The sequence below is a fragment of the Pseudokineococcus sp. 1T1Z-3 genome (genome assembly GCF_037482365.1).
In the GTDB taxonomy this organism is placed as follows: domain Bacteria; phylum Actinomycetota; class Actinomycetes; order Actinomycetales; family Quadrisphaeraceae; genus Pseudokineococcus.
On the sequence record NZ_JBBHZF010000026.1, the window covers coordinates 212,336 to 228,373 of the forward strand.

General features: G+C 76.1%; 14 protein-coding genes and 1 tRNA gene. 7 read left to right on the forward strand and 8 right to left on the reverse strand.

What is annotated here, in order from left to right; all coding sequences use genetic code 11:
• Window positions 1-88: 88 nt before the first annotated feature.
• The 3 genes from WDV86_RS13085 to WDV86_RS13095 all read right to left on the reverse strand — a co-directional run bounded on the left by WDV86_RS13085 (window position 89) and on the right by WDV86_RS13095 (window position 3,940).
• A complete protein-coding gene (locus WDV86_RS13085; protein WP_339568076.1) occupies window positions 89-1,099 on the reverse strand; it encodes a beta-ketoacyl-ACP synthase III in 1,011 nt (336 codons plus the stop codon).
• Complete coding sequence (locus tag WDV86_RS13090; RefSeq protein ID WP_339568077.1) at window positions 1,096-2,283, reverse strand: acyltransferase domain-containing protein; 1,188 nt, start codon at window positions 2,281-2,283, stop codon at window positions 1,096-1,098. Before WDV86_RS13090 ends, WDV86_RS13085 begins: the two co-directional genes overlap by 4 nt.
• Window positions 2,284-2,608: 325 nt before the next feature.
• The gene (locus tag WDV86_RS13095; protein ID WP_339568078.1) at window positions 2,609-3,940 is read right to left on the reverse strand and encodes a PucR family transcriptional regulator; all 1,332 of its coding nucleotides are present in this window, start codon (window positions 3,938-3,940) and stop codon (window positions 2,609-2,611) included.
• A gap of 208 nt (window positions 3,941-4,148) precedes the next feature.
• Here WDV86_RS13095 and WDV86_RS13100 point away from each other — a divergent pair, with 208 nt between their 5' ends.
• Window positions 4,149-4,814 (forward strand): hypothetical protein, encoded by a 666-nt coding sequence (locus tag WDV86_RS13100; RefSeq protein ID WP_339568079.1) that lies wholly within the window; start codon window positions 4,149-4,151, stop codon window positions 4,812-4,814.
• Window positions 4,815-5,040: 226 nt separating this feature from the next.
• On the opposite strand, the gene aceE is transcribed toward WDV86_RS13100, so the two are convergent.
• On the reverse strand, window positions 5,041-7,782 hold the full coding sequence (aceE, locus tag WDV86_RS13105; protein ID WP_339568080.1) for a pyruvate dehydrogenase (acetyl-transferring), homodimeric type: 2,742 nt from the start codon (window positions 7,780-7,782) through the stop codon (window positions 5,041-5,043).
• A 167-nt stretch (window positions 7,783-7,949) separates the two neighbouring features.
• Window positions 7,950-8,819 carry a formate dehydrogenase accessory sulfurtransferase FdhD gene (fdhD, locus tag WDV86_RS13110; protein ID WP_445263082.1) on the reverse strand — a complete coding sequence of 290 codons (870 nt, stop codon included), beginning with the start codon at window positions 8,817-8,819 and terminating at the stop codon, window positions 7,950-7,952.
• 261 nt (window positions 8,820-9,080) lie between these two features.
• Between fdhD and WDV86_RS13115 the strand changes: the two genes are divergently transcribed.
• From WDV86_RS13115 to WDV86_RS13125, 3 genes are all read left to right on the forward strand, one after another.
• Window positions 9,081-9,503: a DUF3052 domain-containing protein gene (locus WDV86_RS13115; protein ID WP_339568082.1), complete on the forward strand. Its 423-nt coding sequence runs from the start codon at window positions 9,081-9,083 to the stop codon at window positions 9,501-9,503.
• 19 nt (window positions 9,504-9,522) lie between these two features.
• Window positions 9,523-10,047 carry a redoxin domain-containing protein gene (locus WDV86_RS13120; RefSeq protein WP_339568083.1) on the forward strand — a complete coding sequence of 175 codons (525 nt, stop codon included), beginning with the start codon at window positions 9,523-9,525 and terminating at the stop codon, window positions 10,045-10,047.
• A 13-nt stretch (window positions 10,048-10,060) separates the two neighbouring features.
• Window positions 10,061-10,133, forward strand: a tRNA-Val gene (locus tag WDV86_RS13125).
• A 60-nt stretch (window positions 10,134-10,193) separates the two neighbouring features.
• Here the strand turns inward: WDV86_RS13125 and WDV86_RS13130 are convergent.
• Genes WDV86_RS13130 through WDV86_RS13140 form a run of 3 tightly spaced genes read right to left on the reverse strand, consistent with a single transcriptional unit; the run spans window position 10,194 to window position 13,131 of the window.
• Window positions 10,194-11,039: a hypothetical protein gene (locus tag WDV86_RS13130; protein ID WP_339568084.1), complete on the reverse strand. Its 846-nt coding sequence runs from the start codon at window positions 11,037-11,039 to the stop codon at window positions 10,194-10,196.
• Complete coding sequence (locus WDV86_RS13135; protein ID WP_339568085.1) at window positions 11,036-11,713, reverse strand: response regulator transcription factor; 678 nt, start codon at window positions 11,711-11,713, stop codon at window positions 11,036-11,038. The genes WDV86_RS13130 and WDV86_RS13135 overlap by 4 nt, the downstream gene beginning before the upstream one ends.
• On the reverse strand, window positions 11,701-13,131 hold the full coding sequence (locus tag WDV86_RS13140; RefSeq protein WP_339568086.1) for a sensor histidine kinase: 1,431 nt from the start codon (window positions 13,129-13,131) through the stop codon (window positions 11,701-11,703). Before WDV86_RS13140 ends, WDV86_RS13135 begins: the two co-directional genes overlap by 13 nt.
• 287 nt (window positions 13,132-13,418) lie before the next feature.
• On the opposite strand from WDV86_RS13140, the gene WDV86_RS13145 reads away from it, so the two are divergent.
• The 3 genes from WDV86_RS13145 (at window position 13,419) to WDV86_RS13155 (ending at window position 16,032) form a co-directional block, all read left to right on the forward strand.
• Window positions 13,419-14,213 carry an SDR family NAD(P)-dependent oxidoreductase gene (locus WDV86_RS13145; protein WP_339568087.1) on the forward strand — a complete coding sequence of 265 codons (795 nt, stop codon included), beginning with the start codon at window positions 13,419-13,421 and terminating at the stop codon, window positions 14,211-14,213.
• Between the two features lie 175 nt (window positions 14,214-14,388).
• On the forward strand, window positions 14,389-15,564 hold the full coding sequence (locus tag WDV86_RS13150) for a Nif3-like dinuclear metal center hexameric protein (RefSeq protein ID WP_339568573.1): 1,176 nt from the start codon (window positions 14,389-14,391) through the stop codon (window positions 15,562-15,564).
• Window positions 15,565-15,603: 39 nt separating this feature from the next.
• Complete coding sequence (locus tag WDV86_RS13155; protein ID WP_339568088.1) at window positions 15,604-16,032, forward strand: PPOX class F420-dependent oxidoreductase; 429 nt, start codon at window positions 15,604-15,606, stop codon at window positions 16,030-16,032.
• The last annotated feature ends 6 nt before the right edge of the window (window positions 16,033-16,038 follow it).

Consider the following 16,038-nt stretch of genomic DNA (forward strand, 5'->3'; position numbering starts at 1 on the left):
GTGCGGTGCTGCGGTGGTGCGACCCGCCGGGGCGGGGGGCTGGGGGCCGTCGGTGCTCGCGGGGTCCGCGGAGCACGTCCGGTGGGGGTCAGGGCAGGACGACGACCTGGGCGGCGTAGGACAGGCCGGCGCCGAAGCCGACGAGCAGGGCCAGGCCGCCGGAGGTCACCTGGCCCTCGGCGAGCATCCGGTGCATCGCCAGCGGCACGGAGGCCGCCGAGGTGTTGCCCGTCGTGCGGACGTCCCGCGCGATCGCGACGTGCTCGGGCAGCCGGATCTGGTGCGCGAGCTTGTCGATGATGCGCATGTTCGCCTGGTGCGGAATGAACGCGGCCAGGTCGCCCGCGGTGATGCCGGCGGCGTCGATCGCCCGCTGCGCCAGCGGCGCCATCGCCCACACCGCCCAGCGGAAGACCTTCTGCCCCTCCTGCTGCAGCGCCGGCCACTCCACGGCCGCCGGGCCGGCGTCGCGGTGCTCCAGCCAGGAGGTCTTGCTGCGGATGACGTCCCACTGCTCGCCGTCGGAGCCCCAGACGGTCGGGCCGATGCCCGGGGTGTCGGAGGGGCCGACGACCACGGCGCCGGCGCCGTCGGCGAACAGGAAGGCGGTCGAGCGGTCGGTGAGGTCGGTGAAGTCGGTGAGCTTGTCGACGCCGACGACCAGCACGTGCTCGCTCGTGCCGCCGCGCACGAGGTCGGAGGCCTGGGCGAGGGCGTGGCAGAAGGCGGCGCAGCCCGCGGAGATGTCCCACGCCGCCGCCGGGCTGGCGCCGAGGCGGTGCGCGACGAGGGTGGCGGCCGCCGGCGTCTGGTAGGGGTGGGAGACGGTCGCGACGATGACGGCGCCCACGGCCGACGGCTCGACGCCCGCGGCGGCGAGGGCCTCGGCGCCGGCGTGGACGGCCATGTCGACGACCGAGGTCTCGGCGTCGGCCCACCCGCGCGACTCGATGCCGGTGCGCTGGCGGATCCACTCGTCGGTCGAGTCGATGTGCTGGCACACCTCCTCGTTGGTGACGACCCGCTCGGGCCGCCACGCGCCGACCCCGAGGACCCGGGTGTGCTCCGGGCCGCGGCTCGTGCGCAGGACCGGGCTCACGCGGCACCGCCCACGGGGTGGAGCCGCACGAGGGGCTGGCCGGGGGCGACCGGGTCGCCGTCCTCGACGAGCCACTCGAGCACGCAGCCGCCGTGGGGGGCCGTGGCGTCGTGCCCGTCGCGCAGCCCCTCGACCCGGGCGACGACGGCGCCCGGCTCGACGGCGGCGCCCTCCTCGCGGGGGCCCTGCACGTGCACGACCCCCTTGGCCGGGGCGACGACGAGCCGCCACGGCGGGGCGCCCTCGACCGTGCTGGGCTCGCCGTGGCGGGCGACGAAGGCGCGGGCGTCGTCCAGCTGGTCGGGCGAGGTCAGCGCGAAGGTCTCCACGCCGGGCAGCGAGCGCTTGGCCAGGCCCGTGAGCGTGCCCGCCGGTGGAACCTCGAGCAGGCCGGTGACGCCGCGGTCGGCGAAGGTCTGCTGGCACAGGTCCCAGCGGACTGGGCGGGCGACCTGCGCGACGATCCGCCGCAGGACCTGCGCGCCGTCGTGCAGCAGCGTGCCGTCGGCGTTGCTCGCGAGCAGGACCCGGGGGTCGTGCGTCGTGATCGCGCGGGCGAGGCGCTCCAGCTCGGGGACGGCGGGAGCCATGTGCTCGGTGTGGAAGGCGCCCGCGACGGACAGCGGGATGACGCGGGCGCGGGCCGGCCCGTCGGCCCGCAGCGCCGCCAGCTGCTCGGTGGTGCCCGCGGCCACGACCTGCCCGGCGCCGTTGGCGTTGGCGGCCACCAGCCCGTGCCGCGCCAGGGTGGCGGCGACGTCGTCGGGGTCGCCGCCGACGACGGCGCTCATGCCCGTCGGCGCGGTCGCGCTCGCGGCGGCCATGCCCCGACCCCGCTCGCGCACGAGCACCATGGCCTGCTCGGCGGAGACGACGCCGGCGGCCGCCGCCGCCGTGATCTCCCCGACGCTGTGGCCCGCGGCCATCCCCACGAGGGAGAAGGCGTCGTCGGGACGGGGGAAGAGCGCGAGCAGCGAGAGCAGGCCGCTCGCCACCAGCAGGGGCTGGGCGACGGCCGTGTCGCGGATGGTCTCGGCGTCCGAGGTGGTCCCGTGGGCCTCCAGGTCGAGCCCCGAGACGACCGAGAGCCAGTGCAGCCGGTCGGCGAAGCCGGGCACCTCGAGCCACGGGGCGAGGAAGCCGGGCTTCTGGGACCCCTGGCCGGGGCACGCGATGACGAGCACGCGACGACTGTGGTCCGCGGGGCGCGCTCGCGAGGGTGAGGACGCCGACAGCGCCGCCGCGGCGACGTTGTAGGGGTCCTACAACGGGGGGCGGCGCGCAGGTGTCGAGGCCGTGACGCTGCGTCGACCAGCAGGTGCGTCGAGTGAGCGCCTGTGACAGTTGTGGCTGATGTGCGCCACGGGCTGCCGAGTGGCGTCCCTGCTCGTCGCCCTCGGTGGCCGTGCGTGCCCCTGGACCCGCAGAGGTGGCTCGCTGCGCGGCCGCCGCGCCCCTGACCTGCGGCGACGTGCCGCGCTGCCGGCCTCGGGCAGGTCGCCCGGCACCTCACCCGTCGCGCGCCCGTCCCGGGGGGCCGTCGGCCAGGGCGCCGACGACCAGGGCGACCTGCAGCACGAGGGCGTCGCGCGCGGACGTGGCGTCATACCCCGTGACGTCGACGACCTTGCGGAGCCGGTAGCGCACGGTGTTGGGGTGCACGAACAGCAGGCGGGCCGTCGCCTCCAGCGAGCGGCCCTGCTCCAGGTACGTCGTCACGGTCTGGGCGAGGCCGCCGCCCGCCGCGACGAGCGGGCGGTAGACGGCGTCCAGCACGGCCCGCCGGGCGCGCACGTCCCCGGAGAGCACCCGCTCGGGCCAGAGCTCGTCGGCGAGTACCGGGCGCGGCGCCCCGGGCCAGGCGCGGGCGGCGGCGAGCCCCGACAGCGCCGCGCGGGTCGAGATGCCGGCCGAGGCGAGGTCGGGCACGGCCGGCCCGACGACGACGGGGCCGGGGCCGAAGGAGCGCGCCAGCGCCGTGGTCGCCGTGCGCAGGTCGACCAGGGCCGGGTCCGCAGGTGTCGGCGCGGAGGGCTCCTCGTGCCGGCGACGTCGGCCGGTGAGCCCGAGCAGCACGACGAGGCGCTCGCCCTGGAGACCCACGAGCGCGTCGTCGGCGGAGGCCCGCGCGGCGCGCCGGAGCCGGGCGACGACGTCCTCGGGCGCCCCCGCCGGCGCGGACCCGACGACGACCGTGACGGCCGACGGCCGCCCCCACCCGAGCGCGGACAGGCGGGAGCGCACGGCGTCGTCGACGTCCCCGCGCACGACGGCGTCGACGACGAGCGCCTCGAGCCGGGCGTCCCAGGCCCCCCGGGCCTCGGCGGCGCCGGCGTACAGCCGGGCCGCCGCGAAGGCGACCTCGCGGGAGTAGCGCAGGACCGCCTCACGCAGGTGCTGCTCGCGGCCGGGGGCGGCGACGACGTCGACGTGGTCCTCGACGACGTCCACGGCCGCCCGCACCAGCTCCAGGGTCTGGGCGAGGGTGACGGCGCGGGTGAGCTCGCGGGGGGCGCTGCCGAAGACGTCCGCGGTGATGGCGAGGGAGGCGTCGGCGTCCGGGTCGGAGTACCAGGTCGTGAAGGCGCCGATGCCGGCCTGGGCGACCAGCCCGACCCAGGAGCGGTCCTCGGCCCGCATGGCGCCGTACCAGGGCAGCGTCTCGTCGAGGTGGCGCAGCGCCGCGGTGGCCAGCAGCCCGGTGGCGGCGCGCAGGCGGGCGACGTCGTCGGCGGAGGGCTCGGTGCGGCGCAGGCGGTGCGGGCTGCGGCGCGGCCCGCGGCCCGTCCGCGGGTGCTGGGTGGCCGCGGCGACGGGGGAGGGGCCTCCGGCGTCGTCCACGGCTGAGATCGTAAGGACCAGGCGTGGCCGCGCGGGGGCACGGCGGTGCCAGCGGAAGCGGTGGGGCGTGTCCGGACCGTGACCGGCGCGAGGCCCCGCTGCGCCGTCGGGGGCGTGCCGGGGGCGGGGCCGGGGGATATGGTCGAGTCGTCCGGGGGTCCGGCGCACAGCACCACCGCGCGGTCCGACGCACCGACGGAAGGACCGCATGAGCCTGCTCGAGAAGCTTCGCCGCCGAGTGGGTCGCGGCGCCCCGGCGGAGCAGACGCCGTCGGCACGGAAGGTGGACCCGGTCAGCAGGCGGTCCGGGCACCCCCACTCCGACGACCGCCGCGAGGACGCGCTGCGCGAGCGTCTGCACGACGACCCCAACGACGAGAGCGCCTTCGTCGAGCTGGCGGGCATCGTGCGCCGCCGGGCCGCCGAGAACCACGCCGAGGGTGACCCCCGCCGCGCCGAGGCCGACGCCGTCTGGGCGCTCGCCGAGGAGATGGCCGGCTCCAGCCGCTCCTGGTACCCGCTGCTGGAGCTGGGCCGCCTGTCCATCCACGACGACCGCGACGGCGCGATGCGTCGCCTGTCGACGGCGTCCGAGCGGGACGGCTCGGGCCGCGCGCTGGCGCACGCCCTGTCCATCCTGCGCGAGGCCGGCCTGCCGGGCGACGCCCTGGGCCTCGGCGTCGGCCACTGGCGCCCGCGCGAGCACCGCATCGACGCGGGGGTGCAGATGGTGCACGCCGCCGTCGAGGCGGGCCGGGTCGGCGAGGCCAAGCGCCACCTCGAGGCTCTCTCGGCCCACCCGGACTCCGAGCGCGCCGACGCCGTCCAGGCCGAGCTGGAGCGCGTCATCGCCGGCGCCGAGAGCCGCCGCTGACTCGCCGTCACGAGCGCGACGCGCCATCACCCCCACGGGTGGCGGCCCGTCGTCGTCCGCGGGCACGTAGGAGGCACGTCGTCGTCGGCTCGCCGGCGGGCGGTGCGGGGAGGGCGAGATGTCGCCGACCCGCGGGGCGGGGGCATGGGCCGTCGGAGCACGACCACGGACGACGACGGCCGGCCACCCCACCAGGGGTGACCGGCCGTCGGCCTCGGGGGCTGCCTCAGGCGTCGCCGCCCGCGGAGCCGGAGGTGCCGGCGCGGGGGTCGTCGAGCTGCCAGGTCGAGTAGGCCTTGGCCGGGACGTCGGCGTCGACCTCGCCGCGGGCGGCGAGGCGCACCAGCGCCTGGTAGGCCATCGAGGGCCCGTCGACGTGGAAGTGACGACGGACGGCGGGCCGGGTGTCGGAGAGGCCGAAGCCGTCGGTGCCGAGGACGGTGTAGTCCCCGTCCACCCAGGGGCGGATCTGCTCCTGCACCGACTTCATGTAGTCGCTCACCGCGACGACCGGCCCCTCGAAGCCCCGGAGCTTCTTCGTCAGGTACGGCACGGGCGCCTCGTCGGCCGAGGCACCCGGGTTGTCGTAGACCCACTGGTCGCACGCCAGCCCGTCGCGGCGCAGCTCGCCCCACGAGGTCACCGACCACACGTCGGCGTCGACGCCGAACTCGTTGCCCAGCAGCTCTTGGGCCTCCAGCGCCCACGGCACGCCGACGCCCGAGGCGAGCAGCTGGACCCGGGGCCGGTCGCCCTCGTGACCCCTGCTCACGAGGTGGATGCCCCGGACGATCCCCTCGACGTCCACGTCGTCCGGCTCGGCCGGCTGCACCATCGGCTCGTTGTAGACGGTGATGTAGTACATGACGTTCGGGTCGACGTCGTGCCCGGCCGCGTCGGTGCCCTTGGGCCCCTCGCCGTACATCCGCTCCAGCCCGGCGCGCACGACGTGGCCGATCTCGTACCCGTAGGCCGGGTCGTAGGAGACGACGGCCGGGTTCGTCGAGGCCAGCAGCGGGGAGTGCCCGTCCGCGTGCTGCAGGCCCTCACCCGTCAGCGTGGTGCGACCGGCGGTCGCCCCCAGCAGGAAGCCGCGGGCCATCTGGTCGGCGGCCGCCCACATGCTGTCGCCGGTGCGCTGGAAGCCGAACATCGAGTAGAAGACGTAGACCGGGATGAGCGCCTCGCCGTGCGTGGCGTAGGCGGAGCCGGCGGCGGTGAAGGCGCCCATGGAGCCGCCCTCGTTGATGCCGACGTGCAGTATCTGCCCGGTCTCGGACTCCTTGTAGGCGAGCATCAGCTCGCGGTCCACCGACTGGTACTTCTGCCCGTTCGGGTTGTAGATCTTCGCCGTCGGGAAGAAGGAGTCCATCCCGAAGGTGCGTGCCTCGTCGGGGATGATCGGCACGACCCGCCGGCCGAGCTCCTTGTCGCGCATGAGGTCCTTGAGCAGCCGGACGAAGGCCATCGTCGTGGCGATCGTCTGCTTGCCCGAGCCGCGCTTGAGCACCTTGTAGGCGTCGTCGCCCGGCATCTCGATCTTCGTGTGCGGCGTCGTGCGGCGCGCCGGCAGCGGGCCGCCGAGCTTCTGCCGCCGCTCCTTGAGGTAGCGGATCTCCTCGGCGTCCTCGCCCGGGTGGTAGTAGGGCGGGTTGTAGAGGTTCTCCTCGAGCCGCTCGTCGGTGATCGGGATCCGCAGGCTGTCACGGAAGGCCTTGAGGTCCTCCAGCGTGAGCTTCTTCATCTGGTGCGTGGCGTTGCGGCCCTCGAAGTGCGAGCCGAGGCCGTAGCCCTTCACCGTCTTCGCCAGGACGACGGTCGGCTGGCCGGTGTGCTCGACGGCTGCCTTGTAGGCCGCGAAGACCTTGCGGTAGTCGTGGCCGCCACGCTTGAGGCCCCACAGCTGGTCGTCGGTGTAGTCCTCGACGAGCTTGCGGGTGCGGGGGTCCTGCCCGAAGAAGTGCTCGCGGATGTAGCCGCCGGACTCGGCCTTGAAGGTCTGGTAGTCCCCGTCGAGCGTCTGGTTCATGACGTTGACGAGGGCGCCGCCGGCGTCGGCGGCCAGCAGCGGGTCCCACTCCCGGCCCCACAGCACCTTGATGACGTTCCAGCCGGCGCCACGGAAGAAGCTCTCGAGCTCCTGCACGATCTTGCCGTTGCCGCGCACCGGGCCGTCGAGGCGCTGGAGGTTGCAGTTGACGACGAAGGTGAGGTTGTCGAGGTTCTCGTTGGCGGCCACCTGCAGCAGGCCGCGGCTCTCGGGCTCGTCCATCTCGCCGTCGCCGAGGAAGGCCCACACGTGGCTCGCGGAGACGTCCTTGATGCCGCGGGCGGTGAGGTACTTGTTCGACTGCGCCTGGTAGATCGCGTTCATCGGCCCCAGGCCCATGGACACGGTGGGGAACTCCCAGAAGTCGCGCATGAGACGCGGGTGGGGGTAGCTCGGCAGGCCGCGACCCTTCGCGGTCAGCTCCTGGCGGAAGCCGTCCATGTCGGTCTCGGACAGCCGGCCCTCGAGGAAGGCACGCGCGTAGACGCCGGGGGAGGCGTGCCCCTGGATGTAGACCTGGTCGGGGGTGCCGTTCTCGTGGCCCTTGAAGAAGTGGTTGAAGCCGACCTCGTAGAGCGTCGCCGAGGAGGCGTAGCTGGAGATGTGCCCGCCGACGGCGACGTCGGGCCGCTGCGCGCGGTGCACCTGGACGGCGGCGTTCCACCGCAGCCACGCGCGGTAGCGGCGCTCGACCTCCTCGTCACCGGGGAACCACGGCTCCTGCTCGGGGCCGATGGTGTTGACGTAGTCGCTCGTCACCGGGTTCGGGACGCCGACGCCGCGCTCCCGCGCGCGCTGCAGCGTCGAGAGCATGAGGTAGCGCGCCCGGGTGCGGCCCCGCTCGTCGACGGCACCGTCCAGGGAGTCCAGCCACTCCTGGGTCTCCTCGGGGTCGATGTCCGGGACCTGGGAGGGCATGCCGCTCCGCTGGGGACCGGCGTCGTCGCGTCCTGCCACTGGGCGTCTCCGTCTCGCTCGCCGCCGTGGCTGCTGCCCCGGCGGTCCGGCCGCGGCCGGCTCGGCCGCACACCGCGGAGAGGGGTCGACCGCGGCGGACCCATCCTCGCGTGCCCGGTGGCGCGCCGTCACATCAGGGGCGCCACTTTCTCGCCGTGGTCGCCCGGGACCGGCTCGTGGGGGACGCCTACCCGCTGCGCGCCGGCGTACAGGGTGAAGGTCGGGGCGCGGACGAAGCCCGCGAGCGTCATGCCGGCCTCGCGGGCCAGCTGGACGGCGAGCGACGACGGCGCCGACACGGCGGCCAGCACGGGCACGCCCGCCATCCACGCCTTCTGCGCCAGCTCGAAGGAGGCGCGCCCGCTGACGACGAGCACGTGACCCCGCAGCGGCCACCCGACCTCCCGCGCCGCCCACCCGAGCACCTTGTCGACGGCGTTGTGGCGCCCGACGTCCTCCCGGACGACGAGCACCGTCCCGTCCGCGCTCGCCAGCCCGGCGGCGTGCAGCCCGCCGGTGGAGGCGAAGACGCGCTGGGCCTCCCGCAGCCGGTCCGGCAGGGCGACCAGCACGCCCGCGTCGACGACGACGTCGTCGCGCCACAGGTTCGTCCCCGTCCGGGCCCGGACGGCGTCCACGCTCGCCGACCCGCACACCCCGCATGCCGAGGTCATGCCGAAGGTGCGGCGCCCCTCCAGGTCCGGGACGGGGACGCCGCCGGCCAGCGCCAGCTCCAGCGACCCGACCAGCGGCTCGCCGTCCACGCCGACGTCAACGCACGCCGTCGTCCGGGCGACCGCCGCCGGCCCCGGCAGCAGCCCCTCGGTGAGCAGGAAGCCCAGCGCCAGGTCCTCGTCGTGGCCGGGCGTGCGCATCGTCACGACGACGGGCGCGCCGGCGACGCGGACCTCCAGCGGCTCCTCGACGGCGACCCGGTCGGGCCGGGGCGACGCCGTGCTGGCGCTCGCGGCCGCCCCGCCGCCCACCCGGACGTGCACGACGTCCACGGCGCTGCTGCCGACCGCCCCCGGGGCCCCGCCGTCGTCGCCGTCCTCGCCGCCCGCGGGAGCCGCGCCTGCTGCCACGCCCCGACTGTAGGTCGGCACGCCACCGCGACCGCCCCCGACCCGGCTCCGGCGGGGGCCGACGGCCAGGGCGTGCACTACGGTCGCCCCCACCGGGGGCGGGGGAGCCCGTCCGGCGGCAGGCCGAGGGGCCGACGACGACCGACGCACGACGACGAGGGGTGGGGCACGACGGTGGTTGGAAGCGCGGACGCCGCGGGGGGCGGGGCCGCACGGCGCCTGGCCGTCTCGGCGGACCAGGTGGTGCAGGAGCTGGGCTACGACTCTGACGTCGACCACGACCTGCGCGACGCCGTCGAGGAGGCCATCGGCACGGAGATGCTCGACGAGGACGCCGTCGAGCCCGTGGACGTCGTGCTGCTGTGGTGGCGCGAGGGCGACGGCGACCTCGTCGACGCCCTCGTCGACTCCCTCACCTCGCTGGCCGACGGCGGGGTGGTGTGGCTGCTGAGCCCCAAGAGCGGCCGGCCGGGGCACGTCGAGCCCGCCGACGTCGACGACGCCGCGCCCACCGCAGGCCTGCACGCGACGTCGACGCTGGCGGTGACCGAGGACTGGTCCGGCACCCGGCTCGTGGCCCGCAGCCGCAAGGCCTGAGCGCCGACGGGCCCGGGCCGTGCTGCGCACCCTGCGGCGGCGACGGCACGGGCGGCCCCCTCGGGGGCTGCGGGTCGGGCACCGCCTTCCGTCGACACCGCTGACCGCCGCCGACGGCTCGACCGTCGACCTCGGCGAGACCCCGCCCGGTCGTGCCGGCCGGCTCGTCGTCTTCTTGCCCTTCGCGTCCTCACCGGTGTGCACGGGCGAGGTCGGGACGCTTCGCGACCGGTCGCAGGAGCTCTCCGCCGCAGGCCTCGACGTCGTCGCCGTCACCTGCGACGCCGTCCCGGCGCTCGCGGCGTGGGCCCGCGCCGAGCGCCTGCCCTTCCCGCTGCTTTCGGACTTCTGGCCGCACGGCGCCGCCTCGCGCGCCTGCGGGGCGCTCGAGGAGGCGACGGGTGCACCGCGCCGGGTGAGCCTGCTGCTCGACCAGCAGGCCGTCGTGCTCTGGCGCGACGAGGTGGCCCCGGGGGGTGCCCGGAGGTTGGATGATGCTCTCGACGCGGCGCACCGGCTGCTGCGCCCTCCGGGGCCGGCCTGACGTCGCGGCACGAGGGCCCGTAGCTCAGCTGGCAGAGCGCCGCGTTTACACCGCGGATGTCGTCGGTTCGACTCCGGCCGGGCCCACGCAGACTCCGTGTGCCGTCGTGAGGGGCGCCGTCAGGGCCGTCGTGAGGGGAGCGTCGGTCAGCTGCCCGGGGAGAGGAACGCCTGCCCGGCGGTGACCGAGACGTCGACCGTGCGCGGCGCCCCCGGCACGGAGGTGAGCTCGTCGACGACCTCCCACGGCCCGGCCTCGGTCGTCACGTCGTACGTGGCGGTCGGCAGCACGAGGTCGAGCGAGCCCGCGGTGACGTCGACGACGACCTCCTCGGGCGGCGTCCCGGTCGCCACGACGCTGCCTGACCCGCCGGTGACGCCCAGGTCGACCTCGGCCACGTCCTCGAGACGGGCGGTGAGGGTGCCACCGGTCACGACGGCAGCCACCGAGGTGGCGCGCAGGCCCTCGTCCGGCGCGCCGCCGAGCCAGAGCTCACCGCCGGTGACGGAGACCGCGAGGTCGCCGTAGCGGCCCTCGACCGTGACCGAGCTCCCGAGCACGTCCAGGTCCGCCGACAGGTCCCCCCGCAGCAGGGACGCCGGCAGGGAGAGGTCTGCGTGCCCGGCGCCGCTGCCCGACGCGCGCGCTCTCTCCCGGGAGGGACCGGTCACGACGAGCGTGCTGCCCACCCGCTCCATCCGCCAGTCGCCGCGGACGCCGTCGAGGACGAGCCGGGCGTCGCTGCTGCCGGTGACGGGCGAGACGACGACGGAGGCCCCCGCGGCGTCCAGGTCCAGGCTCGTGACCCCCGCGACGGGCTCGGTGAGCGTGGTGTCGTAGCGCCCGACCTGGTCGGCGGTGATCCCGATCGCCGAGGCCGTCGTGGCCGCCAGCACGAGCCCTCCGAGCGCGGCCGCGACGACGGAGACGACCCGGGGCGCGCGCCGCGGGGGCGCAGGTGACGTCAGGGGCGGGGCCTGGGCGGTGCTCATCGGGGGGCTCCCTGCTGCGGCGTCGCGCCGCGCTGCTCGAGGTGGGCCAGCACGGCCAGCACGCGGCGGTTGCCCGCCTCGTCGCGCTCCAGGCCGAGCTTGGTGAAGATCGCGGTGATGTGCTTCTCGACGCTCGCGGGGGAGAGGAACAGCGTCCCCGCGACCGCCTGGTTGGAGCGGCCCTCGGCCAGCAGCCCGAGGACGGTGCGCTCGCGGTCGGTGAGCCGGGTCATCCGCTCGTCGCGCGCCCGGCGGCTCAGCAGCTGGGCGACGACCTCGGGGTCGAGCACCGTCGCGCCGGCGGCGATGCGTCCCACGGCGTCGAGGAAGTCGGCGACGTCGACCACGCGGTCCTTGAGCAGGTACCCCAGGCCACCGGCCGGCTCGGCGAAGAGCTCTGCGGCGTACCGCTCCTCGACGTACTGGGACAGCACGAGCACGGGCAGCCGCGGGTGCGCGGCCCGCAGCGCGAGGGCGGCGCGCACGCCCTCGTCGCTCCAGGTCGGCGGTAGCCGGACGTCGAGGACGCACAGCTGCGGGTCGTGCTCGGTGACGACCCGGGCGAGGTGCTCGGCGTCGGGCAGCGCCGCGACGACGTCGTGCCCGGCGTCGGCGAGCAGCCGGGCGAGGCCCTCGCGCAGGAGGACCGAGTCCTCGCAGATCAGGACGCGCACGGCACGACCACCTCCAGCGCCGTCGGCCCGCCGGCGGGGCTGTCGAGCCGCACGGTGCCGCCCGCCGCCGTGACGCGTCCGGTGACGCCGTCCAGCCCCCCGCCCGGCGTGACGCGGGCGCCGCCGACGCCGTCGTCCTCGACCCGCGCCCACAGGCTGCCGTCGGGACGCTGGCGGACGGCGACCCGGCACGCCCCGGCGCGGGAGTGCTTGGCGGCGTTGGTGAGCTGCTCGGCGACGGCGAAGTAGACGGCCGCCTCGGCGGGGCGCGCGCAGCGCTCGGGCAGGCGCACGTCGAGGTCGACGGGCACGTGCGAGCGGGCCGCGAGCGCCGAGAGCGCCGCGTCGAGGCCGCGGTCGTCGAGCACCGAGGCGTGGATGCCGCGGGCGAGCTGGCGCAGCTCGGTGATCGCGGCCTTCGTCGAGGCGTGCGCCTCCTCGACGAGCGCCCGCGCGGCGGCGGGGTCGCCCTCGATCTTCTGCCGGGCCAGGCCGAGCGACATGCCGACCGCGACGAGGCGGGGCTGGACGCCGTCGTGCAGGTCCCGCTCGATGCGGGTGCGCTCGACCTCCGCGGCGTGCACGGCGCTCTCGCGACGGGTGTCGGCGACGCGCGCGTGGGCCTCCAGCTGGGCCTCCCGCGAGGGCGCCAGGAGGGCCGGGGTGACGAGCCCGTGCAGCAGCGCGAGGCCCACGACGGCGGTCGGCGAGCCGACCACCAGGAGCAGCCCGGCGAGGGGGGCGACGTCTGCGCCGATCTCCAGCCCGAGCAGCCCGACGGTGTCGTCCGACGCGGACAGGGCCGCCGGCAGCAGCGTGAGGCCGGTGCCGGCGAGGCTCGCGAGCAGCAGCGTCAGCAGACCCAGGGCGGTCGCGAGCGCGAGGCTGACGAGGGCACGCCACATGGCGCCGTCGACGCTCTGGCTGCCGATCATCCGCAGCACAGCGGCGAGGCCCGGGCCCTGTCGTCGACGACGCTGCAGCGGCGGCAGGCCGAGCCGGTAGAGGCCCTCGACGCGGGCCGACTCCGCCCAGGCGCAGGCGTAGAGCACGTACACGAGGCCGACGAGGACGAGCACGCCGAGCCCGAGCGCGGTGAGGCTGCTGATCCCGACGATGAAGAGGGCGAAGACGACGCCGGCGGCGAGGGTGCCCGCGACGCCGAGGGCCGCGAGGTGCAGCACGGTGAGCAGCACCGTGCCGACACCACGGCGGCGCGGGTGGCGTCCCCCGGCGGTACGGCCGGGCCCCGAGCCACGCGGGCCACGCGAGCCACGCGGGCCACGCGGGCCGGGCGAGTCACGCGGGCCGGGCGGGACGTCGGAGGACGGGACCCGGCCCTGGCCCCCGTGCGTCCCGGGGGTGTCGCGGGGCAGCGGCGTGGTGGGGGAGGCGTCGGCGGCGGTCGGCGAGCTCATGCCGAGGACGGTAGGAGCGTGGCGGTCCCCCGGTCTGCCCGGCGGACCCGACGTCTGGTGAGGGAAAACCGGAGCCGGGCGGCGTCAGGTGCCGCCGGGCCGGCTCGCCGCGCGCGCTCGTCCCTGCGCGCCTAGCGTCCCCGTCGAGGTGCCGCCCGGCCCTGCTCCTGCCCGGGCGCGCCGACGGCCCTGCGACGCAGCGGCCACGAGGGGCCGTCCGAGGGCGGTCACCACCCAGACCACGGACAGCGCCGCCCTGCGGCGCAGGAGCACCACGGAGGAGACCCATGGACCTCGGCATCACCGGCAAGACGGCGCTCGTGACGGGCGCCGACTCGGGCATCGGCTGGCACACCGCCCGGATGCTGCTGGAGGAGGGCGTGCGCGTCGCCGTCTCCGACATCGACGCCGACTCCCTCAAGGAGTCCGCGAGCCGGCTGCCCGGCGAGGTCGTCACCGTCGCCGCCGACCTCACGAGCCTGGACGACGTCGCGACGCTCAAGTCCGAGGTCGAGGCCGGTCTCGGCGGGGCGCCGGACATCATCGTCGCGGCCGCGGGCATCACGGGCGCGCAGGGCTTTTTCCACGAGATCGACGACGAGGGCTGGACGAAGACCGTCGAGGTCGACCTCATGTCGCCCGTGCGCACGGTCAAGGCCTTCATCGACGGCATGCGCCCGAAGGGCTGGGGCCGGATCGTCCTGCTCACCAGCGAGGACGCCTTCCAGCCCTACGCCGACGAGATCCCCTACTGCGCGGCGAAGGCGGGCGTGCTGGCGCTCATGAAGGGGCTGTCGAAGACCTACGCGTCCGAGGGCATCCTCGTCAACAGCGTCGCTCCCGCCTTCATCTCCACGCCGATGACCGACGCGATGATGCAGAAGCGGGCCGACCAGCTGGACACCTCCACCGACGAGGCGATCAAGAGCTTCCTCGCCGAGGAGCGCCCCGGCATGGAGCTCGGTCGGCGCGGGGAGCCCGAGGAGGTCGCCGCCGCCATCGTCTTCCTGTGCTCCGAGCGCGCCAGCTTCGTCAACGGGGCCACGCTGCGCGTGGACTCCGGCTCGGTGCAGACGATCTGAGCCTGACCCCGCCCTCCCCGGCGTCGCCGCGGGCCGTGACCCCGGTCCGGCCCGCGGCGTCCGGTCGGCGCGGGGCCACCCGCGCAGGTCCTCAGCTCTCGCAGGGTGGTCACGACGCACCGCACGCGCCATGATCAGATGACTCTGTGTCGCTGACGGCTACGGTGAGGGCGTGATGGGTGCGGTGGGCAACGGGATACCGCTGGGCGAGCTGCTCGGGGTGCTCGAGCGCCGCTACCCGGAGTCGTCCGCGCAGGAGTGGGACGCCGTCGGCCTCGTGTGCGGTGACCCCACCCGCCCCGTCCGCTCGGTGCTGCTCGCCGTCGACCCCGTCGCCGACGTCGTCGACGAGGCCGTCGAGCTCGGGGTCGACCTGCTGCTCGTGCACCACCCGCTGCTCCTGCGGCCCGTCCGCTCCGTGCGGGCCGACGACCCGAAGGGCGCTGTGGTGCACCGGCTCGTGCGCGCGGGCATCGCGCTGCACGTGCTCCACACCAACGCCGACGCCGCCCGCCCCGGCGTCTCGGACGCCCTCGCCCGGGTGATCGGGCTGGACCACCTGGCCCCGCTCGCGGCGGCGCCGTCCGACCCGGTCGACAAGCACGTCGTCTACGTGCCCGAGCCCGACGCGGAGCGCGTCGTCGACGCGATGGCGGCCGCGGGGGCCGGGGAGATCGGCGAGTACGCCCGGTGCGCCTTCACCGCGCCGGGCACCCAGACCTTCACCCCCGGGCCGCGGGCGAGCCCGGCGGTGGGCACGGTGGGTGAGCGGCACACCGGCCCCGAGGCCCGTGTCGAGATGGTGGCGCCGCGCCGCCTGCGCGAGCGGGTGCTGTCGGCCGTGCGTGCCGTGCATCCCTACGAGGAGCCGGCGATCGACGTGCTGGAGCTGGCCCCGTGGTCCTCCCCGCGCGGGCTGGGGCGCGTCGGCACCCTCGACACGACGGTGACGGTCGACCAGCTCGCCGGCGTCGTCGCCGCAGCCCTGCCCTTCACCCACCACGGCGTCCGCGTCGCCGGTGACCCCTCGGCCCTCGTGCGGCGTGTCGCCGTCTGCGGGGGCAGCGGCGACAGCCTCCTGGACGCGGTGCGCGCCAGCGGCGCCGACGCCTACGTGACGGCGGACCTGCGCCACCACCCGGTCTCCGAGCTGCGGGAGCGGGCGCGCGGCGGCCCGCCCCACCTGCTCGACGTCTCGCACTGGGCCAGCGAGTGGCCGTGGCTGCAGGCGGCTGGTGACCGGCTGCGGGCCGACCTCGAGGGCGTCGGCACCGTCGAGGTCAACATCAGCCGGCGGCGCAGCGACCCGTGGTCGCTGCGGGTCGCGAGCCCGGGCGGCCCGGTCCGCTGACCTGTCGACCTCCGGGTCGTCCGGGCGTACCGTCGAGTCGTGAGCGACGAGCCTGGGGGCCTCGGCGGTCTGGCCCGGGAGACGTACGTCAGCCTCGTGACCTACCGCCCCGACGGCTCGGCGCGCCCCACGCCGGTGTGGCTCGTGGGGGACGGGGACGTGCTGCGGGTGCTCACCGGGAGCGCGACGGCCAAGGCGAGGCGGGCGCGACGCGATCCCCGCGGCACCATCACACCGTGCGACGCCAGGGGTCGGCTGCGCGAGGGGGCGCCGACGACGGCGGTCGGCGTGGAGGTCCGTGAGGACCCGGCCGAGGTGGCGCGGACGACGTCGCTGCTGCGCCGCAAGCACCCCGTCGGCTACCGCGTGCTGGTGCTCGCGCGCGCCGCGGCGCGGATGCGGCCCGGGCGGGCCGGCCTCGCCGGGGAGCAGGTCACGCTCGTGCTGCGCCTGCTGCCGACACGCTGAGCCGCC